At 71.2% G+C, this 5,523-nt stretch carries 7 protein-coding genes; 5 read left to right on the forward strand and 2 right to left on the reverse strand.

All coding sequences use genetic code 11. From position 1 onward, the window contains the following. Positions 1-15 precede the first annotated feature (15 nt). Positions 16-999 carry an alpha/beta fold hydrolase gene (locus V7793_RS32510; RefSeq protein WP_336013297.1) on the reverse strand — a complete coding sequence of 328 codons (984 nt, stop codon included), beginning with the start codon at positions 997-999 and terminating at the stop codon, positions 16-18. Between the two features lie 141 nt (positions 1,000-1,140). Here V7793_RS32510 and V7793_RS32515 point away from each other — a divergent pair, with 141 nt between their 5' ends. The 4 genes from V7793_RS32515 (at position 1,141) to V7793_RS32530 (ending at position 2,941) form a co-directional block, all read left to right on the forward strand. Next, positions 1,141-1,371: a hypothetical protein gene (locus V7793_RS32515; protein ID WP_168094458.1), complete on the forward strand. Its 231-nt coding sequence runs from the start codon at positions 1,141-1,143 to the stop codon at positions 1,369-1,371. Positions 1,372-1,545: 174 nt separating this feature from the next. Then, positions 1,546-2,184 (forward strand): TetR family transcriptional regulator, encoded by a 639-nt coding sequence (locus tag V7793_RS32520; RefSeq protein WP_168094459.1) that lies wholly within the window; start codon positions 1,546-1,548, stop codon positions 2,182-2,184. Between the two features lie 60 nt (positions 2,185-2,244). Beyond that, on the forward strand, positions 2,245-2,472 hold the full coding sequence (locus tag V7793_RS32525) for a DUF3107 domain-containing protein (RefSeq protein ID WP_058046123.1): 228 nt from the start codon (positions 2,245-2,247) through the stop codon (positions 2,470-2,472). A gap of 190 nt (positions 2,473-2,662) precedes the next feature. Continuing rightward, entirely contained in the window at positions 2,663-2,941 is a 279-nt protein-coding gene (locus V7793_RS32530) for a hypothetical protein (protein ID WP_179082515.1), read from the forward strand. A 42-nt stretch (positions 2,942-2,983) separates the two neighbouring features. Here V7793_RS32530 and V7793_RS32535 read toward each other — a convergent pair whose 3' ends face one another. Beyond that, positions 2,984-3,730, reverse strand: coding sequence for a ferritin-like fold-containing protein (locus V7793_RS32535; RefSeq protein WP_058046122.1), 747 nt, complete (start codon positions 3,728-3,730; stop codon positions 2,984-2,986). Positions 3,731-4,268: 538 nt separating this feature from the next. Between V7793_RS32535 and V7793_RS32540 the strand changes: the two genes are divergently transcribed. Then, on the forward strand, positions 4,269-5,523 hold a 1,255-nt coding region (locus V7793_RS32540), incomplete at its 3' end, for a DEAD/DEAH box helicase (protein WP_443058043.1).

A 5,523-nucleotide genomic window follows, 5' to 3' on the forward strand; every position in this document is an offset into this window, starting at 1 on the left:
GCGCGTGCGCTGTGTTTACCCACGAGGCGAGGCGCTCCGATCGGCAGTGGCGTGGTCCGCGAGGAGGTCGCGGAAGGCACGAGCCACCGCGTCCGGGTCCTCCATCATGGCGACATGTCCTGATTCCACCAGTGTCAGCAACCGCGAGTCGCGGAAAGTCCTGCCGGCACGGCGGGCCATCCGGATGGAGACGAGCTGGTCGCGCATTCCGTAGACCAGAAGAGTAGGGGCAAGGACGCGCTCCGCCTGCCGCCACAGCGAATGCTGGCCCCCAAGGGTGTATGCGTCGACCACTCCGCGTGCGGAGCGGGCCATGACGTCCCAGAAGTAGGGGAGCTCCAGGCGCCGCTCGTACTCGGCGGCGGCCAGGGCGAAGCCCTCGGATGTCACTCGTCCGGGGTCTCCGTAACAGAGCGCGAGGACGTCACGCGTACGCCGCTCGGGCGTCCACTCCTTCGTCATCCGGGCGAAGAGGGGGGCCACGCCGGGCACCGCGAGCAGCGCCGTGGGCACCGCCGTGCGCTGCGGGCGCAGCTCGGGCAGCGCGGGCGAGATCAGGGTGAGCGTGCGGACGAGGTCCGGGCGGACGGCGGCCACGCGGGTCGCTATGGCGCCGCCCATGGAGTTGCCGACGAGGTGCACGGGGCCGCGGGCGCTCGCGTCGAGGTAGCGGATGACCACGCGGGCGAAGCCGGTGATCGAGTAGTCGCCGTCGTCCGGGGGCGGGGAGTCGCCGAAGCCGGGCAGGTCGAGCGCCTCGCAGGCGGTGTCGCCGGCGAGCAGCTCCATGAGCGCGGACCAGTTCTGCGAGGAGCCGCCGAGGCCGTGGATGCACAGCGCGGGCGGCAGCCCCTCGGTCCGGGGCGGGCGGGAGCGCACCGCCAGCGTGACGCCGGGCAGCGTCACCGTACGGACCTCCTCGCCCTCGCTGACGCGCGAGGGCCGACCGGGAGGCACCACGGGAACGGTGCGGGCATCCGGTGACTCGGTCGAAGACATGCGGGCAATGTTACGAGACGATCACGCCGGGCCTGTTGTGGCGGGCGTCACAGATCACCTGGCGGCACGGGGCCTTGTCTCCTAGGCTCGACCGCAAGGAGTACGAGGGCGCACATCCCGGATACCGGAAAGAGGTTCCGCATGCCTGTCGACCCGAGCGACCCCGAGACGTTCGAAGACTTCGACGAGGAGGACGCCGACGTGACGGAGTTCGACGCCGAGACCCCGGAAGCCGACGCCGCGGAGCAGCACGCCGACCTCGCTCAGCACCGCGACGACCCGCTCGCCCTCCTGGACCCCGCCGCGGCCAATGTGGCCGACGCCGCCGAGCAGGCGCGTGTCGTGGACCTGGACGAGGACGACTACCGCTGATCGGGGATGACCGCGGGGGCATGGGCTGACCTGCGCCAATTGTCAGGATTTTGTCAACTTCCCACAGCGTCCGGTCCGTGAAATTCTCCGCTCCGACCACGCACGCCCGGGTTACCCAAAAGTACGATGGCGGACGCGGTGCACACCGCGCAGTGAACGATCATGGGAGGCGGCGTGACAGCCATCGAGCAGACCGAGGCGCGGCCGCGGGGCACGCGCCTGCCGCGCCGAGCCCGACGCAACCAGCTGCTGGGCGCAGCCCAGGAAGTCTTCGTCGCACAGGGGTACCACGCGGCGGCGATGGACGACATCGCCGAGCGGGCCGGGGTCAGCAAGCCGGTCCTTTACCAGCACTTCCCCGGCAAGCTCGACCTCTACCTGGCCCTGCTGGACCAGCACTGCGAGAACCTGCTGCACGCGGTGCGCACCGCGCTGGCCTCCACGTCCGACAACAAGCTGCGCGTCGCGGCCACCATGGACGCCTACTTCGCCTACGTGGAGGACGAGGGCGGCGCCTTCCGCCTGGTCTTCGAGTCCGACCTGACCAACGAGCCGGCCGTGCGCGAGCGCGTCGACAAGGTCTCGCTGCAGTGCGCCGAGGCGATCAGCGACGTCATCGCCGAGGACACGGGCCTGTCGAAGGACGAGGCGATGCTGCTGGCCGTGGGCCTCGGCGGCGTCTCCCAGGTGGTCGCCCGCTACTGGCTCTCCAGTGAGAGCACGGTGCCCCGCGCGACCGCCGTCCAGCTGCTGACCTCGCTCGCGTGGCGCGGCATCGCAGGCTTCCCGAAGAACGCCCCCGAGCAGGGCTGACCCGGCGCCCGACCGGCTAATGTGTGGACGAATACCCACACCTTCGGAGGGACATAAGCCGTGGAGGTCAAGATCGGCGTGCAGCACGCGCCGCGCGAGATCGTCATCGAGAGCACGCAGAGTGCCGAGGAGGTCGAGCGGGCGATCTCCGACGCGCTGGCCGGCAAGGCACCGCTGCTCAGCCTGGAGGACAGCCGCGGCCGCAAGGTCCTGGTCCCGTCCGAGCGCCTGGCCTACGTGGAGATCGGCGAGCCCGCGACCCGCAAGGTCGGTTTCGGCGCGCTCTGAGCCCGCGCTTCGGAGGCTGCAGAGGCTTCGCACGGCGGGGCCCCGGTGAGGAATCACCGGGGCCCCGCCGTTGTCTTTACGGGTGCACCCCGGTGCAGAACGGACGAGGGTTGCCGCGCATCCCCGAGGGGTAGTACGGCTTCGACCGGTTTGCACCCGCTCCTCGCCCCGGCACGGGAGGGAAGTGACCATGATCTTGTGGGAAGCGCTCGGCTCGGTCCTCATCGGACTCGCCGTCTCCTACGGCGCCCTGCGCTGGCTGCCCGAGCGGTACGGGCAGTTCCGCTCCCGGCCCCTGACGCTGGCCACCGGTCCCGTCGCGGCGCTCTTCGGCGCCCTGCTCGCCCACTCGGTGCTCGGCCCCGGCCACACGCCTGCCACGCTGGCGGTGTCACTGGGAGTGGCCGTGGCCCTGCTGTCCCTGCTGCTGCGCCAGGGGGACCGGGCCCGCCGATCAGCCACGGCCTGAAGAGGGCCGGAGCGGCCCGGGCCGGAGCCCGGGCCGGAAGCGTCAGGCCGCCAGGCCCAGCGCGGCCATGCGCTTGGTGTGCGCCTCGGTGATCCGGGAGAACATCTTCCCGACCTCCGCGAGGTCGAAGCCGTCGGCCACGCCGCCCACCAGCATCGTGGAGAGCGCGTCGCGGTCGGCGACCACGCGCTGCGCCTGCGAGAGCGCCTCGCCCATCAGACGGCGCGCCCACAGCGCGAGGCGGCCGCCCACGCGCGGCTCGGCCTCGATCGCGGCGCGCACCTTCTCGACCGCGAAGGTCGCGTGTCCGGTGTCGTCCAGCACGGTCAGCACCAGGGCGCGGGTGTCGGAGTCCAGCCGGGCCGCCACCTCGCGGTAGAAGTCACTGGCGATCGAGTCGCCCACGTAGGCCTTGACCAGGCCCTCCAGCCAGTCGGACGGAGCGGTCTGGCGGTGGAACTCGTCCAGCGCGGCCGCGAAGGGCTCCATGGCGCCGGTGGGCTCCGCGTCGATCGCGGCCAGCCGGTCGCGCAGCCGCTGGAAGTGGCCGAACTCCGCCGCGGCCATCTTCGCCAGCTCTGCCTTGTCGTCCAGCGTCGGGGCCAGCTTCGCGTCCTCGGCGAGGCGCTCGAAGGCGGCCAGCTCGCCGTAGGCGAGCGCGCCCAGCAGGTCCACGACCGCCGCGCGGTACTGCGGGTCGGCGGATGCCTGAGCCCAGTCCTGGGCGGCGATCCCGGTGAGCGCCTCGGCGGGCTCGTTGGCGTTCTCAGCGTTGTCGGACGTCTCCATGGAGCGCACAATAGCCCGCTTCGCAACCCGGTGAAGGCCCAGGTCAGCTACTTCATCCGGATCTGTCCGAAGGATTGTCCGGACACACATGCGCCTTTCCGGGGTACAGTGGTAATGCGCCTGTCGAGTGTGTCGGCAGGCAGTCCCATGCTGTGTCTTCCGGGGGCCTCGCTCGCCCCAGCCCCTGGACCTCCAGCGGATGCCCGGTCGGTGGCCCGATCGGCTTCCAAAACCGACCGCCCTCCGCGCGGCGCACACGAGACGTGTGCACCAGGAGGGATCCGCTCGCGGCACGTGTGCTCGAGCGAAGGCAGTGGTCCCGCGCCATCCGGCGTCCCCAGGCCGGACAGTACCCCGGCGCGGTCCGTACGACCTTGTACGACCCCCTTCGCCGCCCAGCGCCGCCGCGTCTCACAGAAGAGGCAAGATCCTGTCCACTCCTTCGAACCCCTCGACTTTCCGAGATCTGGGAATCCTCCCCGAGATTGCCGAAGCGCTCGAAGCCGTCGGCATCGTGCACCCCTTTCCGATCCAGGAGATGACGCTCCCGGTCGCCCTCTCGGGCTCCGACGTCATCGGCCAGGCCAAGACCGGCACCGGCAAGACGCTGGGCTTCGGCCTGCCCCTCCTGGAGCGCGTCGTCGTCCCCGCGGACGTCGAGGCCGGCCGGGCCCGCCCCGAGCAGCTGACCGACGCCCCGCAGGCGCTCGTCGTCGTCCCCACCCGTGAGCTGTGCCAGCAGGTCACCAACGACCTCCTGACCGCCGGCAAGGTGCGCAACGTGCGCGTCCAGGCGATCTACGGCGGCCGTGCCTACGAGCCGCAGGTCGAGGCCCTCAAGAAGGGCGTCGACGTCATCGTCGGTACCCCCGGCCGCCTGCTCGACCTCGCCGGCCAGAAGAAGCTCAGCCTCGCGCACGTCAAGGCCCTCGTCCTGGACGAGGCCGACGAGATGCTCGACCTCGGCTTCCTGCCGGACGTCGAGCGCATCATCACGATGCTCCCGGCCAAGCGTCAGACCATGCTCTTCTCGGCCACCATGCCGGGCGCGGTCATCTCCCTGGCGCGGCGCTACATGTCCCAGCCCACGCACATCCGCGCCACCTCGCCGGACGACGAGGGCCAGACGCACGCCAACATCGCGCAGCACATCTTCCGCGCCCACAACATGGACAAGCCGGAGATGGTCGCCCGCATCCTGCAGGCCGAGGGCCGCAACCGCGCGATGATCTTCTGCCGCACCAAGCGCACCGCCGCGGACATCGCCGACCAGCTCGTCCGCCGCGGCTTCGCCTCCGGCGCGGTCCACGGCGACCTCGGCCAGGGCGCCCGCGAGCAGGCGCTGCGCGCCTTCCGCAACGGCAAGGTCGACGTCCTGGTCTGCACCGACGTCGCCGCCCGCGGCATCGACGTCGACGACGTCACCCACGTCATCAACTACCAGTCCCCCGAGGACGAGAAGACCTACCTGCACCGCATCGGCCGCACCGGCCGCGCGGGCAAGTCGGGCACGGCCGTCACCCTGGTCGACTGGGACGACATCCCGCGCTGGAAGCTCATCAACAAGGCGCTCGAGCTGCCGTTCGACGACCCGGAGGAGACGTACTCCACCTCTCCGCACCTGTACGAGGTGCTGGGCATCCCCGCCGGTACGAAGGGCATACTGCCGCGCTCCGAGCGGACCCGTGCCGGGCTCGCGGCGGAGGAGATCGAGGACCTCGGCGAGACCGGCGGCCGCGGCGCCCGCGGCGGTCGTGGCGGTGACCGTGACCGCGGCGGTGACCGCGGCCGTG

It is taken from the genome of Streptomyces sp. KLMMK (assembly GCF_036961605.1).
In the GTDB taxonomy this organism is placed as follows: domain Bacteria; phylum Actinomycetota; class Actinomycetes; order Streptomycetales; family Streptomycetaceae; genus Streptomyces; species Streptomyces telluris.